This is a genomic window from Mesorhizobium sp. M0870 (assembly GCF_040319775.1).
Classification (GTDB): domain Bacteria; phylum Pseudomonadota; class Alphaproteobacteria; order Rhizobiales; family Rhizobiaceae; genus Mesorhizobium.
In genome coordinates this window covers 91,978-117,966 of record NZ_JAMYOI010000006.1, presented here as the reverse complement: position 1 = coordinate 117,966, position 25,989 = coordinate 91,978, and the positions used below count along the sequence as shown (strand labels likewise).

Annotated in this window: 31 protein-coding genes and 1 tRNA gene; 20 read left to right on the top strand and 12 right to left on the bottom strand. The window is 63.5% G+C overall.

Annotation, left to right across the window (positions count from 1 at the left end; genetic code table 11):
* Positions 1–3 precede the first annotated feature (3 nt).
* A complete protein-coding gene (locus NKH97_RS09710) occupies positions 4–894 on the bottom strand; it encodes a 2-hydroxy-3-oxopropionate reductase (RefSeq protein WP_352796365.1) in 891 nt (296 codons plus the stop codon).
* 110 nt (positions 895–1,004) lie between these two features.
* Between NKH97_RS09710 and NKH97_RS09705 the strand changes: the two genes are divergently transcribed.
* The gene (locus tag NKH97_RS09705) at positions 1,005–1,769 is read left to right on the top strand and encodes an HpcH/HpaI aldolase family protein (protein ID WP_128303178.1); all 765 of its coding nucleotides are present in this window, start codon (positions 1,005–1,007) and stop codon (positions 1,767–1,769) included.
* 15 nt (positions 1,770–1,784) lie between these two features.
* On the top strand, positions 1,785–3,002 hold the full coding sequence (locus tag NKH97_RS09700; protein ID WP_352793499.1) for an NAD(P)/FAD-dependent oxidoreductase: 1,218 nt from the start codon (positions 1,785–1,787) through the stop codon (positions 3,000–3,002).
* A gap of 87 nt (positions 3,003–3,089) precedes the next feature.
* On the opposite strand, the gene NKH97_RS09695 is transcribed toward NKH97_RS09700, so the two are convergent.
* Together NKH97_RS09695 and NKH97_RS09690 are read right to left on the bottom strand one after the other, a co-directional pair.
* Positions 3,090–3,368: an alcohol dehydrogenase catalytic domain-containing protein gene (locus NKH97_RS09695; RefSeq protein ID WP_352796362.1), complete on the bottom strand. Its 279-nt coding sequence runs from the start codon at positions 3,366–3,368 to the stop codon at positions 3,090–3,092.
* A 19-nt stretch (positions 3,369–3,387) separates the two neighbouring features.
* Positions 3,388–3,477, bottom strand: a tRNA-Ser gene (locus tag NKH97_RS09690).
* Between the two features lie 359 nt (positions 3,478–3,836).
* Here NKH97_RS09690 and NKH97_RS09685 point away from each other — a divergent pair.
* The 5 genes from NKH97_RS09685 (at position 3,837) to NKH97_RS09665 (ending at position 7,717) form a co-directional block, all read left to right on the top strand.
* Positions 3,837–4,541, top strand: coding sequence for a hypothetical protein (locus NKH97_RS09685; RefSeq protein WP_352796359.1), 705 nt, complete (start codon positions 3,837–3,839; stop codon positions 4,539–4,541).
* A gap of 309 nt (positions 4,542–4,850) precedes the next feature.
* On the top strand, positions 4,851–5,174 hold the full coding sequence (locus tag NKH97_RS09680; RefSeq protein ID WP_128303183.1) for a hypothetical protein: 324 nt from the start codon (positions 4,851–4,853) through the stop codon (positions 5,172–5,174).
* A 101-nt stretch (positions 5,175–5,275) separates the two neighbouring features.
* Complete coding sequence (msrA, locus tag NKH97_RS09675) at positions 5,276–5,941, top strand: peptide-methionine (S)-S-oxide reductase MsrA (protein WP_128303184.1); 666 nt, start codon at positions 5,276–5,278, stop codon at positions 5,939–5,941.
* A 208-nt stretch (positions 5,942–6,149) separates the two neighbouring features.
* A complete protein-coding gene (locus NKH97_RS09670) occupies positions 6,150–7,139 on the top strand; it encodes a BMP family lipoprotein (RefSeq protein ID WP_128303185.1) in 990 nt (329 codons plus the stop codon).
* A gap of 116 nt (positions 7,140–7,255) precedes the next feature.
* The gene (locus NKH97_RS09665; protein ID WP_128303186.1) at positions 7,256–7,717 is read left to right on the top strand and encodes a GNAT family N-acetyltransferase; all 462 of its coding nucleotides are present in this window, start codon (positions 7,256–7,258) and stop codon (positions 7,715–7,717) included.
* Here NKH97_RS09665 and NKH97_RS09660 read toward each other — a convergent pair.
* Together NKH97_RS09660 and NKH97_RS09655 are read right to left on the bottom strand one after the other, a co-directional pair.
* Positions 7,712–8,119 carry a hypothetical protein gene (locus tag NKH97_RS09660; protein ID WP_128303256.1) on the bottom strand — a complete coding sequence of 136 codons (408 nt, stop codon included), beginning with the start codon at positions 8,117–8,119 and terminating at the stop codon, positions 7,712–7,714. The two genes, NKH97_RS09665 and NKH97_RS09660, sit on opposite strands and share 6 nt — an antisense overlap.
* Before the next feature lie 22 nt (positions 8,120–8,141).
* On the bottom strand, positions 8,142–8,348 hold the full coding sequence (locus NKH97_RS09655) for a SlyX family protein (protein ID WP_206517192.1): 207 nt from the start codon (positions 8,346–8,348) through the stop codon (positions 8,142–8,144).
* Positions 8,349–8,577: 229 nt separating this feature from the next.
* Between NKH97_RS09655 and NKH97_RS09650 the strand changes: the two genes are divergently transcribed.
* The 6 genes from NKH97_RS09650 to deoA are packed head-to-tail and all read left to right on the top strand — an operon-like array spanning position 8,578 to position 14,827.
* Positions 8,578–10,110, top strand: coding sequence for an ABC transporter ATP-binding protein (locus tag NKH97_RS09650; RefSeq protein ID WP_128303187.1), 1,533 nt, complete (start codon positions 8,578–8,580; stop codon positions 10,108–10,110).
* Positions 10,107–11,246, top strand: a complete 1,140-nt coding sequence (locus tag NKH97_RS09645) for an ABC transporter permease (protein ID WP_023812577.1) — start codon at positions 10,107–10,109, stop codon at positions 11,244–11,246. The genes NKH97_RS09650 and NKH97_RS09645 overlap by 4 nt, the downstream gene beginning before the upstream one ends.
* A gap of 1 nt (position 11,247) precedes the next feature.
* Positions 11,248–12,219: an ABC transporter permease gene (locus NKH97_RS09640; RefSeq protein ID WP_224700631.1), complete on the top strand. Its 972-nt coding sequence runs from the start codon at positions 11,248–11,250 to the stop codon at positions 12,217–12,219.
* A gap of 56 nt (positions 12,220–12,275) precedes the next feature.
* Entirely contained in the window at positions 12,276–12,668 is a 393-nt protein-coding gene (gene cdd / locus NKH97_RS09635; protein WP_023812575.1) for a cytidine deaminase, read from the top strand.
* A gap of 30 nt (positions 12,669–12,698) precedes the next feature.
* Positions 12,699–13,508: a purine-nucleoside phosphorylase gene (locus NKH97_RS09630; RefSeq protein ID WP_352796351.1), complete on the top strand. Its 810-nt coding sequence runs from the start codon at positions 12,699–12,701 to the stop codon at positions 13,506–13,508.
* Entirely contained in the window at positions 13,508–14,827 is a 1,320-nt protein-coding gene (gene deoA / locus NKH97_RS09625; RefSeq protein WP_352796348.1) for a thymidine phosphorylase, read from the top strand. The genes NKH97_RS09630 and deoA overlap by 1 nt, the downstream gene beginning before the upstream one ends.
* 82 nt (positions 14,828–14,909) lie before the next feature.
* Here the strand turns inward: deoA and NKH97_RS09620 are convergent, their stop codons facing one another.
* The 3 genes from NKH97_RS09620 to NKH97_RS09610 all read right to left on the bottom strand — a co-directional run bounded on the left by NKH97_RS09620 (position 14,910) and on the right by NKH97_RS09610 (position 17,448).
* Positions 14,910–15,473, bottom strand: a complete 564-nt coding sequence (locus tag NKH97_RS09620) for a TIGR02281 family clan AA aspartic protease (RefSeq protein WP_352610227.1) — start codon at positions 15,471–15,473, stop codon at positions 14,910–14,912.
* A 224-nt stretch (positions 15,474–15,697) separates the two neighbouring features.
* Positions 15,698–16,327 (bottom strand): uracil phosphoribosyltransferase, encoded by a 630-nt coding sequence (gene upp, locus NKH97_RS09615; RefSeq protein ID WP_023812571.1) that lies wholly within the window; start codon positions 16,325–16,327, stop codon positions 15,698–15,700.
* Positions 16,328–16,473: 146 nt separating this feature from the next.
* Complete coding sequence (locus tag NKH97_RS09610) at positions 16,474–17,448, bottom strand: adenosine deaminase (RefSeq protein WP_128303193.1); 975 nt, start codon at positions 17,446–17,448, stop codon at positions 16,474–16,476.
* Between the two features lie 134 nt (positions 17,449–17,582).
* On the opposite strand from NKH97_RS09610, the gene ubiE reads away from it, so the two are divergent.
* The 5 genes from ubiE (at position 17,583) to coaBC (ending at position 22,003) form a co-directional block, all read left to right on the top strand.
* Positions 17,583–18,359, top strand: a complete 777-nt coding sequence (gene ubiE, locus NKH97_RS09605) for a bifunctional demethylmenaquinone methyltransferase/2-methoxy-6-polyprenyl-1,4-benzoquinol methylase UbiE (protein WP_127328341.1) — start codon at positions 17,583–17,585, stop codon at positions 18,357–18,359.
* Between the two features lie 70 nt (positions 18,360–18,429).
* Positions 18,430–20,004 carry a 2-polyprenylphenol 6-hydroxylase gene (ubiB, locus tag NKH97_RS09600; RefSeq protein WP_128303194.1) on the top strand — a complete coding sequence of 525 codons (1,575 nt, stop codon included), beginning with the start codon at positions 18,430–18,432 and terminating at the stop codon, positions 20,002–20,004.
* A gap of 76 nt (positions 20,005–20,080) precedes the next feature.
* Positions 20,081–20,341 (top strand): FitA-like ribbon-helix-helix domain-containing protein, encoded by a 261-nt coding sequence (locus tag NKH97_RS09595; protein ID WP_023812567.1) that lies wholly within the window; start codon positions 20,081–20,083, stop codon positions 20,339–20,341.
* The gene (locus NKH97_RS09590; RefSeq protein ID WP_127290735.1) at positions 20,338–20,745 is read left to right on the top strand and encodes a type II toxin-antitoxin system VapC family toxin; all 408 of its coding nucleotides are present in this window, start codon (positions 20,338–20,340) and stop codon (positions 20,743–20,745) included. Before NKH97_RS09595 ends, NKH97_RS09590 begins: the two co-directional genes overlap by 4 nt.
* Before the next feature lie 25 nt (positions 20,746–20,770).
* The gene (coaBC, locus tag NKH97_RS09585) at positions 20,771–22,003 is read left to right on the top strand and encodes a bifunctional phosphopantothenoylcysteine decarboxylase/phosphopantothenate--cysteine ligase CoaBC (protein ID WP_128303195.1); all 1,233 of its coding nucleotides are present in this window, start codon (positions 20,771–20,773) and stop codon (positions 22,001–22,003) included.
* 85 nt (positions 22,004–22,088) lie between these two features.
* On the opposite strand, the gene NKH97_RS09580 is transcribed toward coaBC, so the two are convergent.
* Both NKH97_RS09580 and NKH97_RS09575 read right to left on the bottom strand, forming a co-directional pair.
* Positions 22,089–22,667, bottom strand: a complete 579-nt coding sequence (locus NKH97_RS09580) for an invasion associated locus B family protein (protein ID WP_352796339.1) — start codon at positions 22,665–22,667, stop codon at positions 22,089–22,091.
* Positions 22,668–22,702: 35 nt separating this feature from the next.
* The gene (locus NKH97_RS09575; protein ID WP_164892878.1) at positions 22,703–22,858 is read right to left on the bottom strand and encodes a hypothetical protein; all 156 of its coding nucleotides are present in this window, start codon (positions 22,856–22,858) and stop codon (positions 22,703–22,705) included.
* 152 nt (positions 22,859–23,010) lie between these two features.
* Here NKH97_RS09575 and NKH97_RS09570 point away from each other — a divergent pair, with 152 nt between their 5' ends.
* Together NKH97_RS09570 and NKH97_RS09565 are read left to right on the top strand one after the other, a co-directional pair.
* Positions 23,011–23,319 (top strand): hypothetical protein, encoded by a 309-nt coding sequence (locus NKH97_RS09570; protein ID WP_023812562.1) that lies wholly within the window; start codon positions 23,011–23,013, stop codon positions 23,317–23,319.
* 148 nt (positions 23,320–23,467) lie between these two features.
* Complete coding sequence (locus NKH97_RS09565) at positions 23,468–23,944, top strand: NUDIX hydrolase (protein ID WP_023812561.1); 477 nt, start codon at positions 23,468–23,470, stop codon at positions 23,942–23,944.
* Between the two features lie 4 nt (positions 23,945–23,948).
* Here the strand turns inward: NKH97_RS09565 and NKH97_RS09560 are convergent, their stop codons facing one another.
* Positions 23,949–24,800 (bottom strand): citryl-CoA lyase, encoded by an 852-nt coding sequence (locus tag NKH97_RS09560; protein WP_352554945.1) that lies wholly within the window; start codon positions 24,798–24,800, stop codon positions 23,949–23,951.
* On the bottom strand, positions 24,797–25,981 hold the full coding sequence (locus tag NKH97_RS09555; RefSeq protein WP_352796334.1) for a CaiB/BaiF CoA transferase family protein: 1,185 nt from the start codon (positions 25,979–25,981) through the stop codon (positions 24,797–24,799). The genes NKH97_RS09560 and NKH97_RS09555 overlap by 4 nt, the downstream gene beginning before the upstream one ends.
* Between the last annotated feature and the right edge of the window lie 8 nt (positions 25,982–25,989).

Here is a 25,989-nt window from a genome sequence, read left to right as displayed (position 1 = left end):
GTTTTACTCCTTTTCTTTTGACAGTTCGTGGCCGCTGAGGATCTCCAGCGCCCGGACGAGAGACGAGTGATCGGCCTCGGCGCCACCTGGATGGCCCGAACAGGCATTCATCAGTTGCTGCGCCATGGCGGTGTTCGGCAGCGCCACGCCAAGGACGCGGGCACTGTCAAGCGCCAGGTTGAGATCCTTCTGGTGGAGCTTGATGCGGAAGCCTGGGGCGAAGGTCCGGTCGATCATGCGCTGGCCATGCACTTCCAGGACGCGGGAAGCGGCGAAGCCACCCATCAGGGCGCCGCGCACCTTCGCCGGGTCGCACCCGGCCTTGCTGGCGAAGACAAGCGCTTCGGCCACGGCCTCGATGTTGAGCGCGACGATGATCTGGTTGGCGATCTTGCAGGTCTGCCCGGCGCCATTCTGCTCACCGATCAAAGTGACGTTCTTGCCGAGTGTATCAAAGATCGGCAGCGCCCGCTCGAACTCGGCGGCCGGGCCGCCGACCATGATGGTGAGGCTTTCCGCCTTGGCGCCGACCTCGCCGCCCGAGACCGGGGCGTCGAGGTAGCCGGCTCCCTTCTCTCGCAGTTTCGCCGCGAACGCCGCCGTGGCGATGGGGCTGATCGAGCTCATGTCGACGACAAGCTTGCCGGCTGACAGTCCTTCCAGGACCCCGTCCTCGCCCAACAGGACGCGTTCGACGTCAGGCGTGTCGGGCAGCATGGTGACGATGATCTCGGACCGCCGTGCCACTTCGGCGGCGGACGCGACGACCGATGCGGTCAGGCCCTGCGGTAGAGGGGAGCGATTGAGAACGGTGACGATCTCATGCCCGGCATCGGCCAGGTGGCGCGCCATCGGTGCCCCCATGACGCCAAGCCCGATGAACCCGATCCTCATTCTCCAGCTCCCATTCGAAAGTCCGTACATCGTATCTTGCAGCGTTTTGTAGCCATATGATATAGGACATCATACAAATTTCAATCCAGATGATTGGAGATGATCGCAAGATGCAAGAACGCCTCAACACGCTGAAAGCTGCCACAGCGGCTGGCCAGGCTCACATCGGCATCTGGTGCTCGCTGGCTTCGGCGCTCACCACGGAGATCGTCGCCGGCTCCGGAGCCGATTGGGTGCTGATCGACGGCGAGCACAGCCCCAACCATCTGCGCAGCATTATGGCGCAGCTTCAGGTGATGGGCGGCTTCGACAGCGAGGCTGTCGTCAGGCTGCCCTCCGACGATCCCAATCTGATCAAGCAGGCGCTGGATATCGGCGCACGCAGCCTGATGATCCCGAATGTACGGACCGCCGATCAGGCCCGCGCCATCGTCGCGGCCATGACTTATGCGCCCGGCGGATTTCGCGGCTTCTCGGTCGGTCACCGCGCCAACGCCTTCGGCCGCATCGCCGGCTACCACGCCAAGGCGCGTGAGCAGCAGCTTCTCGCCGTGCAGATCGAGGATGAATTGGGCGTGGCGAATGCCGCCGAGATCGCGGCGGTCGACGGCGTCGACGTTCTCTTCGTCGGTCCCGGCGATCTTTCCACCAATATGGGCGCGATGGGCAATCCCGGCGCGGCACATGTCCAGGAGGCAATCTCGTCCGTGCGCCAGGCCGCAACGGCGGCAGGCAAGGCAAGCGGCATCCTGGCGCCGGCGAGGGCCGATGCCGACCGCTACCTTGCCGAAGGCTTCACCATGGTTGCCGTCGGTTCGGACCTTGGCCTTCTTGCGCGGGGCTCGGATGCCCTGATCGCTTTGTTCAACCAGTAGCTTGGAGTCGGAGCCATGGCGATCCCGCCTTACAAAGCGCCATCGCGCAACGCCTACGACATCGTCATCGTCGGCGGAGCGGTTGTCGGCTCGTCCACGGCCTACTGGCTGAGCCAGGCGCTGGGCAGCGGTGCCTCGATCCTCGTGGTCGAGCGCGATAGCAGTTACGAGTTTTCATCGACAGCGCTGTCCACCAGCGCGATCCGGCAGCAATATTCCAATCCGATCAATGTGAAGATCAGCCAGTTCGGCATCGAGGTCATCCGCACCTTCCATGAGCGCATGGCACCCTTCTACAAGGACGAGCCGGCGCCCGATCTCGGCTTTCGTGAGCACGGCTATCTCTACTGCTGCTCCCCGGACGGCGTCGAAGCGGCCCGCGAGCGCGTCGACCTGCAGCGAAGTCTCGGGGCTCACACTGTCTTCCTCGAGCCGGGCCCGCTGAAGGATCGCTTTCCCTGGCTCAACGTGGATGATCTCGGCGGCGGTTCCTGGGGGGCCCGGGAAGAGGGCTGGTTCGATTCCATGGGGCTGATGAACGGTTTCCGCCGAGCCGCCCGCGCCAGCGGTGTCGAGTATATCGACAATGCCGTGACGGAGCTTGGCATCGCCAACGGGCGGGTCGTCTCAGTGCGCCTCGCGACCGGCCAGACGATCGCCTGCGGAACATTGGTCAACGCCGCGGGTCCGCGCGCGCAACAGGTCGCAGCCATGGCCGGCCTGTCGATCCCGGTCGCGCCGTACAAGCGCTACAGCTTCGTCTTCGCCAGTGCCAATCCGATCCCTGGCCGGATGCCCAACGTCATCGACCTTTCCGGTACATTCGTGCGCCCGGAAGGCGAGCTTTTTCTCACCGGCAACACCCCGCAGGGCGACGGGCCGGCCGGCTACGACGACTTCGAAATGCAGTATGAAGAGTTCGACGAATATATCTGGCCGGCGCTCTGGCATCGCGTCCCGGCCTTCGATGCCCTCAAGGTCCAGACCAGTTGGACCGGCCACTACGAGTACAACATGCTCGACCACAATGGCATCGTCGGCTTCCACCCGCAGGTGACCAATTTCATGTTTGCCAACGGCTTCTCGGGGCACGGGCTGCAACAGTCGCCAGCCGTGGGCCGGGGAGTTTCAGAACTCATCGTTCACGGGGCTTTCCAGACGCTCGATCTGTCGCCGTTCTGTTACGAGCGCATAGAGCGCAACGAGCCGTTCCTCGAGGAAGCGGTGATCTAGGGCGAGATGATCGACCGTTTTGCTGCCATTCTCCGGTATTCGGCCCTGTTCAGAATATGACAGCACCGGGGCAACACTATCACACCTTCAGCACAAGCGCCCTGGTTGTCCTCCTGGCCTCGAGATCGCGATGAGCGTCGGCAGTCTGCGCCAGTAGGCGCCGACCGGCGGGCATGCATAGGCAATGCGGTCGCCGACTGAAAAGCCTGAAACCTCCGGGCCGGCCGCTGCGATGAGACCGGCGGCTTCCATGCCCGGAACGCCTGGCGGCTGCAGGAGGTCGAAATGGCCGGTCCTGCAATAGACGTCGATGAAGTCGACGAGGATTGCCTTGGTCCCTGTGCCCTGGGCGCCGGCTCCAGGCAACTCCGGCTGGGTTGCAAATTGGCGGAGAGAGCGGGATTCGAACCCGCGTTACGGTCTCCCGTAAACACACTTTCCAGGCGTGCGCCTTCAACCACTCGGCCACCTCTCCGTCCATGCATGTCGCGTCGGCCGGTTTCGCCGTGCGGGTTGGGGAGATGCACCTCCCTTGGGGCTGAGGCGTGGAAATCCGCGCCGGCGCCGCCAACCAGCGAACGCCCTTCCCCGCACCTGAGCCGAAGCAACAGGCGCGGGGCTCATCTAGTCGATCCGGCGCCGAATGCCAAGCCATAACGGCAGTCTATTCGCTTTGCCGGCCACACAGTGTTTCACAAGGCGGCCGGCATGCCCGTTTTTACAGGCGCCGCCGCTGCAATGGTGTGCACAGGCAGGACCGCGGGGCCGGCCGCCCTTGACTTCCCCCGGAGTTGCCTGTCGGGTGCCGAGGCTTTGCGGGGGCATTGTGCGGACATGACATCGAGCAATGGACAGACGCTAGTCAGGCGGCCGGACAGCGGGCTGTCCTTCGTGCCGGTGGGCTGGCTTGTCTTCGTCATGGCGTGGTCGGTCTACGGCCTGATCTCCGTCTGGCCCGCGGTCGGCGCCACCGGCCTGCCAGACAGCGTGTTTTACCTTATCTATGGCGGGCTCGTCATCGATATCGTCACCATCCTGTGGGGGCTTTACCTGCTCGGCCTCGCCTTCGGCCGCTCGGCCCGCTTCCCGCGACGGTTCATCATCTGGCAGGTCGCCACAATCGTCTGGCTGGTGACCTGGCAGGCCTGTGCACTGACGATTTCGGATTTCGTCTTTTCGGGCCAGGCGCTTGCCATCATGGCTGCTCAAATCGCCATCGGCGTTCTCTGCATCTATCTGCTGCGCCGTGGATCCGAAGCCGATGCCGTTTATGTCAATCCGGAAACCGAAAGCCCATCGGCCTTCGTCTCGGTCGTCGCCGCGCTGCTCGGCATCGTCCTGGGCGCGGTCATCGGCGCCGTGGGCGGATTCGCCATCGGCTCGGTGATCGCTGATGCCACCGAGATGAGCTGTTTCGAGGGCGCCTGCGGCTATTTCGCCGTGTTCACCGGCCTGGCCGGCCTGGCGATCGGCGCCATAGGCGGCGGCGTTTTTGCCGTCTGGCGTGTCCATCGGCGCAAAAGGAAGCCGGCCGCATAGTTCGCGCAGGGCAACGAATCCGGGTTCACCCGGGCTTTAGAGACTTCGCCGGCACGTCGGTTTGCAAGGCACCAATCGCAAAAACCCGCCTGTGCGGCGGGTCGTCGGCGCAAGTCAACACCATGCCGAAATTGTTAGCATAGCTGCCCTCATATGTCAATGAAAAGCCACCCGGCCGACTGTCGTCCGGCCTTCTGTTGACCTGAGTTTGGAGTCTGCAAATTCGTGTATGGCGATTGCGATCCAGCCATGCGCATTCTATCTCTGAAAGGCCCCTCGGGAGGGGGACCAGCCCGGAGGAGGGTTCTGATGTTTCGCTTCGTCTTTCGTCTTGCCGCAATGATCGCGCTGTCGATTTCCGTCATCATGGCGGTGCTCGACGCGACACGCACCGTGGCGGCCTCCGTTCTGGTGCTGACCCCGCTCAACACCAGTTGGCTGGCGGTCTCCCCCGACACGCGGGCCGCCTTCGAAACCTTCATCCGAACCAAGGCCAGCCCGCTGCTGTGGGACGGCGCCATCGCCTGGGTGCTGAACCAGCCGGGCTTCGCCGTGTTCGCGGTGCTGGCTTTCCTGCTCTATGTGATAGGCTACAGGCGGCCACCGCGTGCTGGGCAGTTCGCCGCCACCTAGAGCATCGGACCCAAAAGCGGTTGCCGGTTTTGGAAAATCCGATGCTCAAACAAAGCCGCCGTCATGCGGCATCTTATGTTTCACCCGGAGAGGAGCCGCGCATGTTCTTTCTCAGCGACATGCTGAATAAGAAGCTCAATCTGCCGAAGCCCTCCGAGGCCCTGCCGGGCCGCGCCAGGGCGATCCCGACCGCATCCAGGCACAAGGTCTTGAAAAGATCGCTCAAGGGTCCTTATCCCGAGAGGCTGGAGACGGCGATGTTCGGACTGGGCTGCTTCTGGGGTGCGGAGCGGCTGTTCTGGCAGATCGAAGGCGTCTGGGTCACCGCGGCTGGCTATGCCGGCGGCTTCACCCCCAATCCGACCTATCAGGAGACCTGCACCGGGCTTACCGGTCATGCCGAAGTGGTGCTGGTGGTCCATGACCCCGAGATCGTCTCCTATGCTGGGCTTCTGAAGCTGTTCTGGGAAAGCCACGACCCCACGCAGGGCATGCGCCAGGGCAATGATGTCGGCACCGCCTATCGCTCCGCGATCTACACGAGCGACGAGGCGCAATTGTCGGCGGCGAGCGCCTCGCGCGATGCGTATGAGACCTCGCTGCGCGGTGCCGGCCACGGCAGGATCACCACCGAGATCGCGCCGGCGGCCGAATTCTACTTCGCAGAATCCGATCACCAGCAATATCTGGCGAAGAATCCTTACGGCACGTGCAACCTCAAAGGCACTGGCGTCGCTTGCGCCATCCCTGCCGCCGCCTCCGCCTGACACTTGGCGCAAGGACAAGCTGCGGTGCGGCTTGCCCGCACCAAGCTTTTCCAAAAGGTCAAAATTCCGCGTGAATTTTGTTTCGGGCCATGCCAGATTGCCGCCGAGCGGGAGGGAGTACACTCCTGGCTGACGTCGTATGCCTGCCGGAGAACCGGGCCGGCATGCGGCGCGTAACGGAAAAAATAACCGACAGGGTGTGGATCACATGAAACGTATCGTTCTCGGCCTCCTGGCCGCAACCGCAATGGTTCTTCCGGCTTTCGCCGCGGATGTCCAGCCGGCCATCCTCTATGATCTCGGCGGCAAGTTCGACAAATCCTTCAACGAGGCTGCCTACAACGGCGCCGAAAAATTCAAGACGGAAACCGGTACGGCCTACGTCGAATTCGAGGTCTCCAATGCCTCGCAGCGTGAGCAGGCGCTGCGCCGCTTCGCCGAGGACGGCCGCAACCCGATCGTCATGGCCGGCTTTGCCTGGACGGACGCGCTGGCCAAGGTCGCCGCCGAATATCCCGACCTGAACTTCGCCATCATCGACGACCAGGTCGATCTGCCGAACGTGCGGTCGCTGAAGTTCAAGGAACAGGAGGGCTCCTACCTCGTCGGCGTCCTGGCGGCCATGGCTTCGAAGTCGAAGAAGGTCTCCTTCGTCGGCGGCATGGATATCCCGCTGATCCGCAAGTTCGAATGCGGCTATGTCGGCGGCGCCAAGTCAGCGGGCGCGACCGACGTCATCCAGAACATGACGGGTGATACGCCGGCTGCCTGGAACGATCCGGCCAAGGGCGGCGAGATCGCCAAGACGCAGATCGACCAGGGCTCCGACGTGGTCTATGCCGCGGCAGGCGGCACCGGCGTCGGCGTGCTGCAGGCGGCGGCAGATGCCGGCAAGCTCGGCATCGGCGTCGATTCCAACCAGAACGGCCTGCAGCCGGGCAAGGTGCTGACCTCGATGCTGAAGCGCGTCGACGTCGCCGTCTACACCGCCTTCATGGACGGCAAGAACGGCACCTTCAAAGGCGGAGTCGAGAATCTGGGCCTCAAGGAAGGCGGCGTCGACTACGCCATGGACGACAACAACAAGGCGCTGGTGACGGAAGAGATGAAGGCGGCCGTCGAAAAAGCCAAGGCCGACATCATTGCCGGCAAGGTCGAAGTACACGACTATACGGCTGACAACGCTTGCCCCTATTGAGCGGCACGAACACACAGCCATGATCTGCAAACCGCCGGGCGCCAGCCCGGCGGTTTTGCCTTATACGGGTTCGAGCGAAACCTTCGCTCCGTGCCGGACACCGTTTGGGGATACGGATGCAGCCGACGATCGAACCCATGGGCGAGCACGACATAGCAGCTGTCGCGCAACTGCGCCTGGCTGCCTTTTTCGCGGGAACCGGAAGGACCCTCGGTGAAGATGCGGCAGGGCTTCGCGACTTGATCGCCGGTGACGGCTTCGAGGCGGCATTCGTGGCCCGGATCGGCGACACCCCGGTCGGGACATGCCTGCTGGTCCGCCACGAACTGGAGCCCGCACATGATCTGACGCCATGGCTGGCCGGGTTGGTTGTCGATGCAAGGTATCGACGCCGAGGCATCGCCACCGCGCTGGTCAAGGCAACGGAAGCCCATGCGGCGTCACGGGGCGTCGAGATGCTCCATCTCTACACGTGGGATGCGCGTGATTTCTACGCGGCTCTCGGCTGGAATACCGTTGAGATAAGCGGCTCGGACGGCGAGAAGATGGCGCTGATGTCGCGCCGGCCCCGCCTATAGCAGCTTCGCGACGACACAGCCCAGCGCGAACGCCACCATCAGCCCGGCGGCAACGAAAACTCCGCGCCGGCCGCCAAGCGCGTGCACGCCAATGCCGTATGGTGGCCGGGACAGGCTTCGGATCACCGTGCGCGGTTTGACCTCATTGCCGCCGAGCTCGACGCTGCGCATCTGAGGTAACTCGGCTAGGCGTTGGGTAACCAGTTCCCAATGCCTGCCAGGCAGCAGGCCGCGTTTTCCGTAACGGTCGAAGAAATACATCTGCTCGGCAAGTCGCACGACCGCGTCGCGGAAGGCGGGATCGACCTCCAGGTCACGTTCGGCCCGTTCGCGGTCTTTGTCGTTCATAAGACCGAGCACATATTCGCCGGCCCGCGCGATGCGATCGTTTTCACTGACCACGGCGTGCACCTTCCCTTTTTCCTCACCAGTGCGGCGGCTTGGTTACCGGCACTTCATCTCCTGTCTGCTCCTCCAGCGCCAGGAAGCGATCCGTCAGCGCGTCGAGCTTGCGCTGCATGCGCTCGATCACTTTCCACTGCTCGGCGATCTGGCCGGACAGTTCCTCGATGATCTTCTCCTGCTCGGCGGCGCGTATTTCCAGCGTCGTCAGCCGGTCAGCGGGCGTGATCATGTGAATTCCCCAGTCTCATCGCGATGTCGTTGACCGCGATGTCTTGCGCCGTAATGCGAATTCCGGCGCCGTCATACTAGCGAATGTGAAGGCCCCGGCCACGTTGCAAATTGACAAGCGCACCGGGATTTGTCGAGAGTGAACCGGCTCCGGCAATTGGCACGGGCGGAGCGTCATGCTAGGCGTTTTGACCAAGCGATAAAAAAATAAGAGTGGGACAGGCTGCATGGCGCAAGCCGCAATCGAGTTGATCGGCATCAACAAGAGTTTTGGTGCGGTGCGCGCCAACCGGGACATCAATCTTGAGATCGGTCGCGGCACGATCCACGGCATTGTCGGCGAGAACGGAGCTGGCAAGTCGACGCTGATGTCGATCCTCTACGGCTTCTACCAGGCCGACAGCGGCGAGATCCGCGTTGGCGGCCAGCCGGCCTCGATCAAAACCCCCAATGACGCCATCGCGCTCGGCATCGGCATGGTGCATCAGCACTTTATGCTGGTCGACAATTTCACGGTGCTGGAGAACGTCATCCTCGGCGCCGAAAGCGATGCGCTGCTGAAGAAGAGCATCGCCAAGGCGCGCTCCGAACTGGAGCGGCTGGAGCGTGAATACGGGCTGGAAGTCGATCCCGATGCAATCATCGAGGAACTGCCGGTCGGCCTGCAGCAGCGGGTGGAGATCCTGAAAGCACTCTATCGCGGCGCCGAGATCCTGATCCTCGACGAGCCTACGGGCGTGCTGACACCGGCCGAGGCCGACCATCTGTTCCGCATCCTCGGGCAGTTGAAAGACCAGGGCAAGACGGTGGTGCTGATCACCCACAAATTGCGCGAGATCATGGCCATCACCGACACCGTGTCGGTGATGCGCCAGGGCACGATGGTGGCGACGCGCGAGACCAGGAAGACCACGGTCGAGGAACTGGCCGAGCTGATGGTCGGGCGGCGCGTGCTCTTGCGGGTCGAGAAGGGCGAGGCCGAGGCCGGCGCCGTCAAGCTCGCGGTCAAGAACCTGACGGTGAAGGATACGCGCGGCGTCACCATGGTCGACGACATCTCCTTCGATATCAGGGCCGGCGAGATCGTCGGCATCGCCGGTGTTGCCGGCAACGGACAATCCGAACTGCTCGAGGCGATTTCCGGCATCAGGCGTGCCGTGTCCGGCTCGGTCATGCTCGACGGCAAGCCGATCGACCTGACCGGCGCCGCCGACCCCGGCGAACTGCGCGACCGTGGCCTCGCGCATGTGCCGGAGGACCGCCATCACGTCGGGCTGGTGCTGGCCTTCGAGGAGAACGAGAATTCGATCCTCGGCTATCACGATGATCCCCGTTATTTGAAGGGGCCGTTCCTCAACATCGATGCCATCCGCAACGATGCCAGGGACAAGATCGCCAAATACGACATCCGCCCGGCCGACTGCCGGCTGAAGACCGCCAATTTTTCCGGCGGCAACCAGCAGAAGATCGTGCTGGCGCGGGAGATGGAACAGGACCCTGGTGTTCTGATCGTTGGCCAGCCGACACGCGGCGTCGATGTCGGCGCCATCGAATTCATCCACAAGCGCCTGATCGCCATGCGCGACCAGGGCAAGGCGGTGCTGGTGGTGTCGGTCGAGCTTGACGAGATCCGTTCGCTGTCCGACCGTATCCTGGTGATGTTTGCCGGCCGCATCGTCGGCGAGCGCGGCCCCGAAGCGACCGAGGGCGAGCTCGGCCTGCTGATGGCCGGCATCGAGCACCAGGAGGCCGCCGAATGAGCGCGCCTTACGCCAAACTGCCGGCCTGGGCCGACTATGGCCTGATCCCGCTGATCAATCTGTTCGTCGCCTTCGTCGTCGCCGGCTTCGTCGTGCTTCTGGTCGGCGAGAATCCGTTGCGCGCAGCCGTCATCCTGGTCGAAGGCGCCTTCGGCAAAGGCACCGGCATCGCCTTCACCCTCTTTTATGCCACCACCTTCATCTTCACCGGGCTTTCGGTGGCGGTGGCCGCGCATTGCGGCCTGTTCAACATCGGCACCGAAGGGCAGGCCTACATCGCCGGCCTCGGCATCGCCATCGTCTGCCTGAGCTTCGACAGCACACTGCCATGGTGGCTGACCTTCCCGCTGGCGATCATTGCTGCGGCGGCGGTGGGCGCATTGTGGGCGCTCATCCCGGCCTATCTGCAGGCCAAGCGTGGCTCGCACATCGTCATCACCACCATCATGTTCAACTTCATCGCCGCCTCGATCATGGTTTACCTGCTGGTCGGCCCGTTGAAGCCAGCCGCCTCGCAAGCGCCGCAGACGCGCAACTTCCTCGCCGGCGCGGAATTGCCCAAGCTCAACTGGATCATCGAGCTGTTCGGCGCCAAGATCCGTTCGGCGCCGCTCAACGTCACCTTCCTGCTGGCCCTGGTCATGGCGTTCTTGGTCTGGCTGCTGATCTGGCGCACCAAGCTCGGCTATGAAATGCGCACCTACGGTCACAGCCCGAAAGCGGCACGCTATGCCGGCATTTCCGAAACCCGCATCATCATCACCGCCATGATGATCTCGGGCGGGCTGGCCGGCATGATGGCACTCAATCCGGTGATGGGCGATCAGCACAATGTCGCCATCGACTTCGTTTCCGGCGCCGGCTTCGTCGGCATCGCCGTGGCGCTGATGGGCCGCCTGCACCCTGTCGGCATCGTGCTGGCGGCGATCCTGTTCGGCATGCTCTACCAGGGCGGCGCCGAGCTCGCCTTCGAGATGCCGGCAATCAGCCGCGATATGATCGTCATCATTCAAGGCTTGGTGATCCTGTTTGCCGGTGCCCTCGAGCACATGTTCCGGCCCTACATCCAGGCGCTGTTCGCCTCGTTCAGTCCGCGATCGGTCGGTATGGAAGCGGTCAAGGGGAAAGGTGCCTGAGATGGATGTGTTCAACGCGATCATCCAGACATTGGACTCCACCATCCGCCTCTCGGTGCCCCTGCTGCTTGCCTGCCTCGCCGGGCTCTATTCGGAGCGCGCCGGCATCTTCGACATCGGCCTCGAAGGCAAGATGCTGGTCGGCGCCTTCGCCGGTGCTGCGGCCGCTTCCGTGTTCCATTCGGCCTTTCTCGGCCTCGGCATGGCGATCCTGATCTCGGTCGCCTTCGCCATGGTCCACGGCTTTGCCTCGATCACCCATCGCGGCAACCAGATCGTCTCCGGCGTGGCGATCAATTTCATCGCCGCCGGCTCGACCATCATCCTGGGCCAGGCCTGGTTCCAGCAGGGCGGGCGCACGCCGGCGCTGCAACCAGGCGAGCGCTTCGAGGCCATCACCTTGCCGGGTGCCGAGGCCATCCGCGACGTGCCGATCATCGGACCGATCTATGCCGAGCTCCTGTCAGGCCACTCGATCCTGGTCTATCTTGCCTTCCTGATGGTGCCGTTCACCTGGTGGGTGCTGTTTCGCACCCGTTTTGGCCTCAGGCTGCGCGCCGTAGGCGAGAACCCGGCCGCCGTCGATACCGCCGGCATATCGGTCGCCTGGCTGCGCTACAGGGCGCTGATCTGCACCGGCATCCTCACCGGCATTGCCGGCGCCTACCTGTCGATGGTGCAAAATGGCGGATTCGTGAAGGACATGACCGCCGGCAAGGGCTATATCGCGCTGGCAGCCCTGATCTTCGCCAAGTGGAAGCCGGTCAACGCTATGTTCGCCTGCCTTCTGTTCGGCTTCCTGGACGCGGCGTCGATCCGCCTGCAGGGATCACCGCTGCCCATCATCGGCAAGGTGCCGGCGCAGTTCATGCAGGCGCTGCCCTACATCCTCACCGTCATCCTGCTCGCCGGCTTCATCGGCAAGGCAATCCCACCACGCGCCGGCGGCGTGCCTTATGTCAAGGAACGTTGAGCGGCAGGTCGGCTTTGCGCCGGGTTTTGAACACGATCATCGGAGAGAACACCGGAATGTCGCATGATCTGTTCGAGGCCGCCAAGGCCGCCATGGCCAGGGCCTACGCGCCCTATTCGAAGTTTCCGGTCGGCGCTGCCTTGCGAACCGAAGACGGGCGCGTCTTTACCGGCGCCAACATCGAAGTCGCCTCTTATCCGGAAGGCTGGTGCGCCGAGACCACGGCGCTCGGCCACTACATTATGGGCGGCGGCGGCAAGATCGTCGAAATCGCCGTCATCGCCGAACGCATGGCGAAATGCTCGCCTTGCGGCGGCTGCCGGCAGCGGCTGGCCGAATTCTGCCGGCCGGAAACAAAGCTCTATCTCTGCGACAATGCAGGTGTGGCCGAGACCGTGACCATGGGCGACATGCTGCCTTACGGCTTCCGCGGCGATATTTTGAAATGAACAACGGGCTCAAATGAACAGCTGGCAGCGATGACGGAAAAAGCCCTGGATCATCTCGTCGAAAGGCTGGACGGCCTGGCGCCGGCCACGGCACTGGTGCTCGGTTCGGGCCTCGGCGGTCTGGTCGCCCAGATCGAGGACCCGATCCGCATCTCCTATGCCGACCTGCCCGGTTTTCCCAGAAGCGGTGTCACCGGGCACGCCGGCGAAGTGGTGGCAGGGCTGTTTGCCGGCGTGCCGGTGCTGATGCTTTCGGGCCGCGCCCATTACTACGAGCACGGCGTTGCCGCGGCGATGCGGCCGGTGCTGGAAGTGCTTGCCGGCATCGGCATCACGAAGCTGATCCTCACCAATGCCGCCGGCTCGGTCGATCCGGACATGCCGCCGGGCTCGGTGATGCTGATATCGGACCATATCAATTTCTCGGGCACCAACCCGCTGATCGGCGAACCAAGCGACCGGCGTTTCGTCGGCCTGACTGAAGCCTATGATGCCGGCATCCGCCAGGCCATCGAACGGGCGGCAAATGCGACCGGCACCACCCTGCACAAGGGCGTCTATATGTGGTTCTCCGGCCCATGCTTCGAAACGCCGGCCGAGATCCGCATGGCGCGCATCATGGGCGCCAATGCGGTCGGCATGTCGACCGTACCGGAGGTCATTCTCGCCCGCTTCCTCGGACTGCGCGTCGCCGCCTGTTCGGTCATCACCAATTTGGCGGCCGGCATGACCGGGGCCGAGCTATCGCACCAGGAGACCAAGGACATGGCGCCGGTAGGCGGCGCGCGGCTGGCGACGATCCTGCAGCGCGTGTTCCACGACGGACTGCTGGAGACCTGATGCTTCCCCAGGAAATCATCCGCCGCAAGCGCGATGGCCTCAGGCTGTCGGAAGAGGAGATCGCCGGCTTCGTCGAGGGCGTGACGTCAGGCGCCGTTACCGATGGCCAGGCTGGCGCCTTCGCCATGGCGGTGTTCTTCAACGGCATGAGCCGCGACGAGGCCGTGGCGCTCACGCTGGCGATGCGCGATTCCGGCGATGTGCTCGACTGGTCGGACCTGCCCGGCCCGGTCACGGACAAGCATTCGACCGGCGGCGTCGGCGACAATGTCTCGCTGATGCTGGCGCCGATCGTCGCCGCCTGCGGCGCCTATGTACCGATGATCTCGGGGCGCGGCCTTGGCCACACCGGCGGCACGCTGGACAAGATGGATGCCATCCCCGGCTACATCAGCCAGCCCGATGTCGCGCTGTTTCGCAAGGCGGTGCTCGAAACAGGCTGTGCCATCATCGGCCAGACCGCCGACCTCGCGCCCGCCGATCGACGGCTCTATGCGATCCGCGACGTCTCCGGCACGGTCGAATCAGTGCCGCTGATCACCGCTTCGATCCTGTCGAAGAAGCTGGCGGCCGGGCTGCAATCGCTGGTGCTCGACGTCAAGGTCGGCAACGGCGCCTTCATGGAAAAATCGCGCGACGCCACCGCACTCGCCAACAGCCTGGTTGAGATCGCCAACGGCGCCGGACTGAAGGCTTCGGCGTTGATCACCGGCATGAACGAGCCGCTGGCGTCGGCCGCCGGCAACGCCGTCGAGGTGCGCAACGCCGTTGATTTCCTCACCGGTCGGTTTCGCGACCGGAGGCTCGAGGATGTGACGCTGGCGCTGGCTGCCGAAATGCTGCAGTCGGCCGGGCTGGTATCGTCCAACCAGGATGGCATGCGGCGCGCCACCGAAACGCTCGCCGGCGGCCGCGCCGCCGCCACTTTCGCACGCATGGTGGCCGCGCTTGGCGGCCCCGCCGATTTCATCGAGAAGCCGGAAAAATATCTGCCTGCGGCGGCGATCGAATTTGCCGTCAAGGCAACCGCAAACGGCTTCGTCACCGGCATCGCCACCCGCGATATCGGGCTCGCCGTGGTCGGCCTGGGAGGGGGGCGCACGCGGCCGGACGACCAGATCGACCCCGCGGTCGGCATCACCAGGCTGTTGCCGGTCGGTGCGGAGGTTGGGATCGGCGAGCCGCTGGCGCTGGTCCATGCCCGCTCATCGGCCGATGCCGAGAGCGCTGCCGCAACCGTGCTTTCGGCCTATACGGTCGGCGCCTCGAAGCCGCCCGCCGACAAGTCGGTCATCCGGCGGATTCTGCCGCGCGGCTAAAGCAATTTCAGGAAAAGTGTGAAACGGCTTCCCGGGAAAAGCGCATAGCGCTTTCCCTTGGGAATTGCGGAAACGAACAGCCTTACTGGACGAGCAGCAGCGTGCCGTTCTCGACCTGGTATTTGTCGAGCCGGTTGAGGAAGCTCATGCCGATCAGATTGGTGCGCAGCGCCCTGTCGTCGAGCACAATGGTCTGGACGTCATTGACCGTGATGTTGCCGATCTGCAGGCGGTCGATCATGGCCACGGCCGCCTTGATGGTGCCGTTGGCCGTGTTGACCTCGTGGCTGAAGTCCGAAGCATTCAGCGACAAGCCGATCCTGCGTGCCGTCGAAATGTTGATGGCGACCAATGTCGCACCGGTGTCGATCATGCCGTCGACCTGGCGTCCGTTGAACTTGAAAGCCGATGAGAAATGTCCGCGCTCGTCAGCCGCGACGACCACCTTGCGGCCCATCGGCAGCGGTACCGCGGGCTTGTTGGGCACCGATGCCAGATTGACGTCTGGTTGGGCTTCGACCGCTTGTTTGCCCGGCACCGCCGACCTCAGCAGGTTTTCGACGAGTTGCGGATTGGACTGATACACAATCGGTATCGATGCCGATGAACCGGCGAAAACGGCAAGGATGAGAAGCTTGCGCAGCATGGATCGGCCTCGCCGCATGACCCCGAAAATCGGGATCGATTTTCGGAAAGGCTCATGCGCAAAATCAAAGTGCTACAGCGTCCTTTGCGCGTCCGAAATGGACGCGCGGCGCCGTAGTGACAGCCGATCGTTAGACCCGGATGGTGTTTGACGCTTTAACGCGCGCCAAAACCGCGCCTTTGCGTAAATATTTGGTAAATCGGACCAGGCGACTTCGCCTGATATTACTTGGTCCCGTACATGCGGTCGCCGGCGTCGCCAAGGCCGGGCATGATGTAGCCCTTCTCGTTGAGCTGGCGGTCGATCGAAGCAGTGAAGACGGGAACGTCCGGATGCGCCTTGATGAAGCGCTCGATGCCTTCGGGCGCCGCCAGCAGGCAAAGGAAACGGATGTTGGTGGCACCACGCTCTTTCAGCTTGTCGATCGCCGCGATCGCCGAATTGGCGGTCGCCAGCATCGGATCGACGACGATCACCAGCCGGTCGGCGAGGTCGCTCGGCGCCTTGAAGAAATATTCGACCGCTTCCAGCGTTTCGTGATCGCGGTAGAGACCGACATGGGCGACGCGGGCCGCCGGAACCAGGTCGAGCAGGCCTTCCAGCAAGCCGTTGCCGGCGCGCAGCACCGAGGCGAAGACCAGTTTCTTGCCCTCAAGCGTCGGCGCTTCCATGGTTTCCATCGGCGTCTCGATGGTCGTCGTCGTCAGTTCGAGGTTGCGGGTGACCTCGTAGCCGAGCAGCAGCGAGATTTCGCGCAGCAGCCGGCGAAAGCCGGCCGTCGAGGTTTCCTTCTTGCGCATGATGGTCAGCTTGTGCTGGACAAGCGGGTGGTCGACGACGGTGACGCCCTTCATGGTGTTCTCCTGATGCCTGCGCCCGAAAATGCGCGCATGGCCCTTTCGGACGCGCCGCGCTTCAAGCTGCCTGGGCGAACCCTAGCGGCAATGCGCCGGCCAAGGAACCGCTTGGCCCGCACCGACCACAGCTTTGTCGGCGGAAATCAGCGTGCCGCGCTGCTCAACCGGGCAAGAAGTGCCGTCTTTGTCTTTCTGTCGACGAAAGCGGCTTCGATGGCTGTACGGGTAACGGCGGCCAGCGCCTTTTCGTTCATCGAGAAATGCTCGGCGGCAATGTCGTATTCGCGCTTCAGCGAGGTCCAGAAATAGGGCGGATCATCGGAATTGAGCGTCACCTTGCAGCCTGCCGCCTGCAGGGACGGAAACGGATGGTCGGCAAAACTGTCGAACACCTTGAGCGCGATGTTGGAACCGGGGCAGCATTCCAGCACGACGCCCTCGTCGGCGATGCGCCTGACGAGGTCCAGGTTCTCGATGGCGCGCACGCCATGGCCGATGCGGGACGGACGGATATGATCGAGCGCCGCCTGGACGGTCTCCCAGCCCGTCAGTTCGCCGGCATGGATGGTGATGCCGAGCCCGGCTTCGCGGGCGATCTCGAAAGCCCTGACATAGTCCTCCATATCGCCGATGCGCTCATCGCCGGCAACGCCGAAACCGGTGACCAGCGGATGCCCGCAGCGCGCCGCGAAGCGCGCCGCCTGCTCGATCGACTCGACGCCGACATGGCGCACGCCGGTAACGATCATGCGGCCCTCGATGCCGGTCTTGGCCTTGGCGCGGGCCATGCCTTCGCCGAGCGCATCGGTATAGGCTTTCGGCGACAGCCCGGCCTTTTTCGCGTGGTCCGGCGAGGTGAACACTTCGGAATAGATGGCGCCATCGCGAGCGAGACTGGTCAGATAATGGTCGGCCAGCCGCGCATAGTCCTCCTCGGTCCGGAACAGATCGGCGGAAAAATCATAAGCCGCCAGGAAGGAGGTGAAATCGTGCCAGACGAAGGAACCGTTCTGGATATAGGGCGAGGTGTCCTTGCCGTATTTCTGCGCCTGGCGGACGACGAGTTCGGGCGCCGCTGCCCCTTCGATGTGGCAGTGCAGTTCCGCTTTCAAAGGCATTCAATCATCCCGTCGGTCCGTCCAGGTCTCGAAAACCCGCCACCTGGAAGCGCGGCTGAACACCGCGCCTTAAACAATAGCGCCCGCACCATCGATCGGCTATGGTCCCGCCGGTTTTATGACGGATCAAAAAAATGTCAGTTGAGAGAACCACGGCCGCGGGCGGCATGGAAACCTCCTATGGTTTCAAGCGTGTAGGGGCTGGCGACAAGCAGTCCCTGGTCAACGATGTTTTCCACAAGGTCGCCAACCGCTACGACCTGATGAACGATCTGATGTCGGCCGGCCTGCACCGGCTGTGGAAGGACGCCATGGTCACCTGGCTCAATCCTCCCAAAAGGATCGGCTGGCGCGTGCTGGACGTTGCCGGCGGCACCGGCGACATCGCCTTCCGCATCGTCGATGCCAGCCACGGCAATGCTCATGCCACCGTGCTCGACATCAATGGCTCGATGCTGGCTGTCGGCCGCGACCGGGCCGAAAAGAAGGGCCTGTCCGGCAACACCGATTTCGTCGAGGCCAATGCCGAGGAACTGCCCTTCCCTGATGCCACATTCGATGCCTACACCATCGCTTTCGGCATCCGCAACGTACCGCGCATCGAGGTGGCCTTGGGCGAAGCGTTTCGCGTGCTGAAGCCCGGTGGGCGCTTCCTGTGCCTGGAATTTTCCGAGGTCGAGATGCCGCTGCTCGACAAGGCCTATGAAGCCTGGTCGTTCAACGCCATTCCCAAGATCGGCAAGATGGTCACTGGCGACGGCGAACCCTATTCCTATCTGGTCGAATCGATCGCCAGGTTTCCCAATCAGCAGAATTTCGCGACGATGATTTCCCGCGCCGGCTTCGACCGCGTTTCCTTCCGCAACTATTCCGGCGGTATTGCAGCACTTCATTCGGGCTGGAAGCTTTGAGGCCGGACCGCATTTCTCATAATCGACGCGTGCTATGCCGGTTCAAAGAGCCGGCAGGATTGGCGCTGCCATGAGCAATGTCAGTGCAGGATTCCGGCTCGTAAGGGCCGGCTGGGTGCTGGTCCGCGAGGGTGTCGTCGCCGCCTTGCCGGGTGAGGAGCTGTCCGGCCTGCCGAAGTTCGGCTGGCGGATGGCGCGGCTGTTCACCCGCCGCCGCGCGCTGGCCTATGAGCGCAGCGACCGGCTGGCCAAGGCGGTCGTCCGACTCGGTCCATCTTATGTAAAGCTCGGCCAGTTCCTGGCGACACGGCCCGACGTCGTCGGCAACGACATGGCGCTCGATCTCGCCACGTTGCAGGACAAGATGCACACCTTCCCCAGGGCCGAGGCCATCGCGGCGGTCGAGGCTTCGCTCGGGCGCAAGGTCGGCGATCTCTATACGCAATTCGGCGACCCGGTCGCCGCCGCCTCCATCGCCCAGGTCCATGCCGCCGACGCTCTCCATGACGGCATTGCCACCAAGGTGGCGGTCAAGGTGATCCGGCCCGGCGTGCGCCGCCGTTTCTTCCAGGATCTCGAAAGCTATTTCCTCGCCGCTCGCCTGCAAGAGAAATACATCCCCTCGTCACGCCGGCTGCGGCCGGTCGAGGTCACCCAGACGCTGGCACAGACCACCAAGATCGAGATGGATCTTCGCCTCGAGGCGGCGGCTCTCTCGGAGCTCGGCGAAAGCACCAGGGATGACTCCGGCTTTCGCGTGCCGTCCGTCGACTGGGAGCGCACCGGCCGCGACGTCTTGACCATGGAATGGGTCGACGGTGTCAAGATGAACGACATTGCCGGCCTGGAGGCCGCCGGCCATGAACTGAAGGCGATCGCAGCAAACCTCATCCAGTCGTTCCTGCGCCACACGCTGCGCGACGGGTTCTTCCATGCCGACATGCATCCGGGCAATTTGTTCGTCGAGGCAAACGGCACCATCGTTGCCGTCGATCTCGGCATTGCCGGCAGGCTCGGCAAGAAGGAGCGCCGCTTCCTCGCCGAAATTCTCTATGGCTTCATCACGCGCGACTATCTGCGTGTCGCCGAGGTCCATTTCGAGGCCGGCTATGTGCCGCGCCAGCACAATGTTGCAGCCTTCGCGCAGGCGATCCGGGCCATCGGCGAGCCGATCCATGGCCAGCCGGCCGAGACCATCTCGATGGCCAAGCTTCTGACGCTGCTGTTCGAGGTCACCGAACTCTTCGACATGGCGACGCGGCCCGAATTGATCCTGTTGCAGAAGACCATGGTGGTGGTCGAGGGCGTGGCGCGCACGCTCGACCCGGCCTTCAACATGTGGAAGACGGCCGAGCCGGTGGTCGGCGACTGGATATCAGGCAATCTTGGGCCGCGTGGCATGATGATCGATGCGCGTGACGGCGCCAGGGCGCTGCTCACGCTGGCCCGCCAGATTCCCGAGCTTGCGGCGCGCACCGACCGGCTGTCGCGCGAGATCGACCTGATGGCGGAGCACGGCCTGCGCTTCGACGAAACCACCGCCCACGCCATTGGCAAGGCCGAGGCGCGCTACAGCCGCTCCGGCCGCTGGGCACTGTGGGTCATCGCGCTGACGCTCGTCTATATCGCCTGGAAGATCATCTGAGTGCATGCAATGACAGCAATGCTGTCATTGCATGCACGCTGCTTGTTGCCTATATTAAGCGGCATGGAGCAAGACCATGAGCACGATAACAGTCCGCAACCTTGACGACAACGTGAAGCAGGTGCTCCGCGAGCGCGCCGCCGCGCGCGGCGTTTCGATGGAGCAGGAAGTGCGGGATGCCTTGCGTGAGGCGGCAATCCCAAAAACCAGGCTTGAGAATGGGGCGTGGCGACTGAAGGCTTCCCGTGACGAAATCTTGGCGCTCGGGCGGAAGCTGGAACGCCCTTTTGATCTCAAAGCGATTACTGACCATATGTGGGACGAGGGACTTCTGTGACAGTCGCGGTCGATACCTCGGCGTTGATCGCAATCCTTGGCGCGGAGCCGGATGCCGCTGCATTCGTCGACGTTTTCGGTACCTCATCTGTTGCACTGGTAAGCGCAGCGACGCTGCTGGAGGCGCATTGTGTCGCGAGCCGGTCGAGTGATGGCGTTAACGTCAACGAACTCAAACTGCTAATCGATCTTCTCGAGTTGACGGTAGTTCCTTTTGATTTAGCGCAGCTTGAAGTCGCACGGCTTGCCTACTCTCTCTATGGCCGTGGATCTCATCATCGTGCTGATCTCAACATGGGCGACTGTTTCGCTTACGCCTTGGCCAAGACGCGAAACCTGCCGCTGCTTTTCAAGGGTAATGATTTCATCCATACCGATATCGAACCGGCGCTGAAGCCGGCATGACACTGGACAGGAACTGGTCTCAGGCATGAGCCTCTCCGGCAAGCGCATCCTGCTCATCATTGGCGGCGGCATCGCCGCCTACAAGGCGCTCGATCTGATCCGCCGGCTGCGCGAGCGTGGTGCGGCGGTGCGGGTGATCATGACATCGGCGGCACAGGAATTCATCACCACGCTGTCGGCCGGCGCGCTCTCCGCCGACCATGTCTTTACCGAACTGTTCGACCGCCAGGACGAGCACGATGTCGGCCACATCAGGCTGTCGCGCGAGGCCGATCTGCTGGTGGTGGCGCCCGCCACCGCCGACCTGATGGCCAAGCTCGCAAACGGCCACGCCAACGATCTGGCCTCCACGGTGCTCATCGCCACGGACAAGCCGGTGTTGATGGCGCCGGCCATGAACACCAGAATGTGGGCGCATCCGGCCACCCGCCGCAATCGCGCGACGCTGCAGAAGGACCGCGTCACCTTCGTCGGTCCGGCCAGGGGTGAGATGGCCGAAAGCAATGAAGCCGGCGAAGGCCGCATGGCCGAGCCGCTGGAGATCGTCGCCGCCATCGAGGCACTGCTCGACGTCGGCCCGAAGTCGCTGTCGGGGCGCAAGATCATCGTCACCTCCGGCCCGACGCATGAGCCGATCGACCCGGTGCGCTACATCGCCAACCGTTCGTCCGGCAAGCAGGGCCATGCCATAGCGGCAGCGCTGGCCAGGCTCGGCGCCGATGTGCACCTCGTCTCCGGCCCTGTCGGCATTGCCGATCCGGCTGGCGTGAAGACCATCCATGTCGAACGTGCGCAAGAGATGCGGGACGCGGTGGAACAGCTCCTGCCCGCAGACGCGGCGGTGTTCGTCGCCGCCGTGGCCGACTGGCGAACCGAGAATTCAGCCGGTGAGAAGATCAAGAAGGTCGCCGGCGAAGGGCCGCCGGTGCTGCGCATGGTCGAGAATCCCGACATTCTCGCCGGCGTCGGCCATCACAGCCAGCGACCCGGCCTGGTTATCGGCTTCGCCGCCGAGACGCAGGATCTCCTGCGCAACGCCGAGGCCAAACTCAAGAAAAAAGGCGCCGATCTCATCGTCGCCAACGACGTGTCGCAGGGAAGCGGCGTCGGTTCTTCGGGCGTGATGGGCGGCGATCGCAACCGGGTGCGGATCGTGTCAAAGGCTGGCGTCGAGGAATGGCCGGAGATGAGCAAGGATGATGTGGCGGCGCGGCTCGCCGCCCTGATCGCCGAAAGGCTTAAAACGATCGTCGTTTGAGCTGAAAGACGTTCTGCTGCAGTGACGCACCGCCCTGCCGCGAGACGGCATTCAGGCGGCGCGCTTTAAGTCCTGCGGCTCTACATCAATTGGTCAAAAGCTCGGCGGTCCGGGCAAGCGCGCCGGCGAAGCCGTTGAGCGGAATGGAAAAGCTCACCGCTTGTCCGGTGTCTGCCGCGAAAGCGTCGATCTTCAGTGTGGTGCCTGATTTCAGCAGTGGCGTGACAGTCGCATCGAACACCACCGGCACCAGACAGCCGACGACCTGGCAGGTGTTGAACGCCAGGCTGCCGTCCAGCTTCTGATCCTCGATGGTCAGGCTGACCCCCTTGGCCAGCGCCAGGCCGAACGGCAACGCAAGCGTGCCCGTGGCATCCTCGCCGGTCTTGCTCGACAGCTCTATCGCCAGCAGCCGCTGATTGCTTTGCTTGTTGAATTGCTGATGCGACAGGCTGCAGGTCTTGGCCGTGCCCGATATCTGGCAATTGACCGTCCAGTCGCCGTGGGTTTCAGACAGTGCCGACGCGCCGCCGGGCAACTGCGGCGCATCCGCGGCAGCGGGTGCCGCGACCGCCCTGTCGCTCTTGGTTTGTGCCGCCACGGCCGCCACGCCGACGGTGCAGGCAACACCCAGCATCGCCACGAAATGCGCGTACTTCCTCATCAAGATCCCTCCCGCCCGGCTCCGCCTCGGGCCAGCTAGAAACTGACCTTGAGAGACGCGCTGATCGCGTTCTGTTTAACCGTTTCGCCGAAGGCGCCATTATACCTGACGGACATGCCGACGCCATTGACGCCATTCAGCTCAAGGCCGGCGCCGACCCGATAGAGCGGCGAATCGACGGCCTCCGTCAAGTGCAATGCGGGGTTGCCAGGCAGATTCTCCGCCGCCGCGAAGCGACCTTCGGGGGTGACAAGCAGATTTGGTCGCTCGACCCGCTGGCCATGGCATCGCCGCGCAAACGTCCTATATCAGTGGGCAGAGTTTTTTGCGCGGGAATGAGCGAATGTCGGCACTTCGGCCATCAACGATCTTCACAGTGGCAATGCTGGCCACGGCAGTGCTGGCGGGCGTTTGCCTGCCGGCTTCCGCACAAGCGCTCAATTCCGCTACCGGCAACAATGCGCTGATCCGGCAGAACGACCTGCAAATCCTGCAAAACAGGATACAGCGGCAGCAATATCAGCAGCAACAGCGGCAGTACCGCGCCCAGGACCGCCAGATCGTTCAGCAACCGCCCCCGGTCGTGCAGCAGCTCAAGCCAAGCTGCCAGACCCAGATAATCGGCACCACCGCCGTGAGCAATTGCCGCTGACAACAAGGCCTTTTTCATTTATTTAGCCGACTTAGGTATTTCGAGTGTCTTTCGGCATATGCGAAAGTTTTGGCGGCACATGCGAAAGTTTTGGTTTTGCAACGACGCCTTGTCGCGCTATGCGGCATTGCATCGACTGGATTGACGAATGGCAGCCACCAAGAAGAAAGCCGTACGCAAGGCAAAAAAGGGCGAAAGAATCCGCCAGGTGGCGGCTGTTCCCTTTCGGCTGATCGCGCGCGGCGACATCGAGGTCATGCTGGTTACGTCGCGCACCACCAGGCGCTTCATCGTACCCAAGGGCTGGCCGATGAAGGGCAAGAGCGGGCGCAAGGCGGCCACCATCGAGGCGCAGGAGGAAGCCGGCGTACTCGGCAAGACGCTGAAGCAGCCGGCAGGCACCTATTCCTACTGGAAGCGGCTGGCCAATCGCTTTGTCCGCGTCGACGTCATCGTCTATCTGCTCGAGGTAACGGAGGAACTGGCCGATTGGCAGGAAGCCAAACGACGCCAGCGGGCCTGGCTGGCACCAGCCGATGCGGCCATGCTCATCGACGAGCCGGATCTTTCAACGTTGGTGAAGACGCTGAAGCTTCCCCAGCCTATGCAGGTGGACAAGGCGTAAAGCCTCACTCGCCGGGGTCATCGCTTTCGGGAAACGGCCGCACCGGCGTGCCGGTATAGGCCCACAGCCACTCGCGCGGCAGCGGCCCTTTGTTTCGCTCGGCCTGCTGCGACTGCTCCCAAGCATGCGCCAGGATGCCGACCGAGCGCGACAGCACGAAAAGCCCTCGCGTCAGCGGCGGCGGAAAACCGAGTTCGCCATAGATGACGGCGGTGGCGCCATCGATGTTGAGCGGTATTTTTTTCCCCTTGCGGCGTTCGACGTCAGCCTCGATCGCAGCAGCGATGTCGGCGAAACGTCCATTGACGGCACCGCGTGCGGCGAATTCGCGGATCAGTTCCAGCAAGCGCGGCGCGCGCGGGTCGACGGGATGGAAGCGATGTCCGAGCCCCGGCACATAGCCTTTCTCCTCGGCGAAGAACCGGTCGAGCCGCGCCGAGACCGCCTCATTCAGCGTCATCCCGGCATCGATCGCCACGGCAATGTCACCATAGAAGGAAAGCGCCTGCTCGCCGGCGCCTCCATGCACGTCGCCGAGAACGTTGATGGCCGAGGCCATGGCGCTGTTGATACCGACGCCGCAGGTTGCAGCCATGCGCGCGATGGCGATCGATGGCGCCTGCGGTCCGTGGTCGACGGCGGCACCGAGCGCAATGCCGAGCAGCGCGGCCTGATCCTCGCTGGGCAGTTCGCCGCGCAGCATCAGCCAGATGACAGCCGGGAAGCTGACGCGGCCGATCAGATCCTGGATCTCGTAGCCGCGCAGCCGGATGACACCAGGCCGCATCTCGATGATGTCGGTCTGCCACCATTCCTCGCCGCGCTCACGGCCTGTCTTCTTCTCCGTGCCGCTCATGCGCTTGCCTTTGTCTTGACGCGCGGTGGCAGGTCGGCGAACACCTCGCCCATATGTTCGCCGAGCGCCGGCGGCGGCTTTGTCGGCAAGGGCGCCTCGCCATCGACCATGAAGCCGCCGCGCAGAACGGTCAGCGGTTTGTCCATACCAGCCACATCGTCGAAATTCGCGGTCACCTGGCGTTCGAGGACTTGCGGCTCGGCGAGCACTTGCGGGATCGTCAGCACCCTGCCGGCGGGCACGCCGGCACGATTGAGCGTCTCTTCCCAGGCCGCGGCCGGGGCGCTCGCCAGGGCGTGCTCGATCTCGACTTTAAGCGCCGTACGGTTGCGCTTGCGCGTCTCGCGCTCGGCAAAGCGGGCATCCAGGGCCAGTTCCGGCCGGCCGATCAGCCGGCACAGCGTCACGAACTGTTCCTGCTTGTTGGCGGCGATATTGATGAGCCCGTCGCCGGTGCGAAACGCACCGGAGGGTGCCGCCGTCATGTTCTCATTGCCCATCGGCTTGGGGTCGATGCCTGCGGTCAGATAGTTGGAAACCGGCCAGCCAAGCGCGGAAAGTGTGCATTCGAGCATCGAGACGTCGAGAAAGGCACCCTCGCCGCTCGTCTTCTGCCGCACCAGCGCCGAGGCGATGGCGAACGCGCCGACCAGTCCGCCAAGCGTGTCGGCCACGGGATAGCCGACCCGCAGCGGCGCCGTTTCCGGTGTGCCGGTGATACTCATGATCCCCGACAGGCCCTGGATTATCTGGTCATAGGCGGGATTGTCGCGCATCGGCCCGGTCTGGCCGAAACCCGATATCGCGCAATAGACGAGGCCTGGACGCACCGTCTTCAGCGCCTCGTAGCCAAGCCCCAGCCGATCCATCACGCCCGGGCGGAAATTCTCCACCAGGGCATCGGCGCTGGCCACCAGATCGAAAAAGCGCTCGCGATCGGCTTGCTTCTTGAGGTCGAGCACCACCGACCGTTTGCCGGCGTTCTGCGCCAGGAACGATGCGCCCATGCCGGCGCTGTTCAGCTTTGGCGAGCCGCCGAGCTGGCGGGCCAGGTCGCCGCCTTGCGGCGCCTCGACCTTGATCACATCGGCGCCAAGCAGCGCCAGCTGATAGGCGCAGTAGGGACCGGCCAGCACATTGGTCAGGTCAAGGACGCGGATACCGGAAAGCAGTTCTGTCATGGCATCAT